1 protein-coding gene is annotated in these 1,064 nt (G+C 67.0%); it reads right to left on the minus strand.

All coding sequences use genetic code 11. From position 1 onward, the window contains the following. Positions 1-20 precede the first annotated feature (20 nt). Positions 21-944 (minus strand): IS5 family transposase, encoded by a 924-nt coding sequence (locus RMT89_RS40280; RefSeq protein WP_315888709.1) that lies wholly within the window; start codon positions 942-944, stop codon positions 21-23. Positions 945-1,064 lie beyond the last annotated feature (120 nt).

Below are 1,064 nucleotides of genomic sequence, written 5' to 3' on the forward strand. Positions count from 1 at the left end.
AGAGCCCGTGAACAAACTGATCATTTCCGGTGTTTGGCGTCCTTCGTGCCCGCCAGGCGCCGTGACATCAGCATGATCATGGACCACTTGACCATGGCTTCATGGTGCTCGGGTAACCGTTCGTAGTCGCGTACGCAGCGGCGGCGCTGGAAGATCCACGACAGCGTGCGCTCCACCACCCACCTGCGTGGCAGGACCACGAAGCCCTTGACGTCGTCGTTGCGCTTGACGATCTCAATCGTGAGCCGGAGCTTCTTCCTGGCCCAGGTGACGAGTTTCCCGGCGTAGCCGCCGTCGGCCCAGACCAGACTGATCGATTCGAAGAGGTCACGCAGGTGCGCCAGTGCGGGGCGGGCTCCGTCGCGGTCCTGCACGCTCGCGCTGGTGACCATGACGACCAGGAGCAGGCCGATCGTGTCCACGATCACGTGGCGCTTGCGGCCTGCCACCTTCTTGCCCGCGTCGTACCCGCGGCTGTCGGCGCCGACCGTCTCCGCGGCGCGTACCGACTGCGAGTCGATGATCGCGGCGGTCGGGTCGGTGTCCCGGCCCTCAGCGCGGCGGACCTCGTCGCGCAGGTCATTGTGGATGGCGTCGACGCTTCCGTCGTGCCACCACCGGGTGAAGATGGTGTGCACTGTGCGCCAGTGCGGGAAGTCGCCCGGCAGGTTGCGCCACTTGTTGCCGTTGTCCGCGACGTAGAAGATCGCGTCCACGATCAGCCGACGGCAGTACTCCTCCGGCCGCCCGCCGTTGCCGTCCAGCCAGGCCGGCCACGGCAGCACCGCCGCGATGACCTGCCACTCCGCGTCGGTGGTGTCCGAGGTGTAGCGGCGGGGCCGGGCCGGATGACGGCGGCCGTGCCCGAACCGGCAGGCCAGGCACGAGCAGTCGGCTTGCCCATTCGGGGCGACAGCAGGGGCGGCAGGGGCGTACAACGGCATGACAGGACCTCTTGGCGCGACTGGGCTTCGACACCGCAGTTGCTACCAAGAGGTCCTGGTTGTTCAGGTCAATTCACGGATTCCCACCCGCCCGCAACGATCAGTTTGTTCACGGGCTCT

Origin of the sequence: Streptomyces sp. P17 (assembly GCF_032436805.1) — a bacterium.
Lineage (GTDB): Bacteria > Actinomycetota > Actinomycetes > Streptomycetales > Streptomycetaceae > Streptomyces.

Bases quoted from the DNA above. Each gene is read 5' to 3' on its own strand.
- RMT89_RS40280 (WP_315888709.1), bottom strand. From the start codon at position 944: ATGCCGTTGTACGCCCCTGCCGCCCCTGCTGTCGCCCCGAATGGGCAA.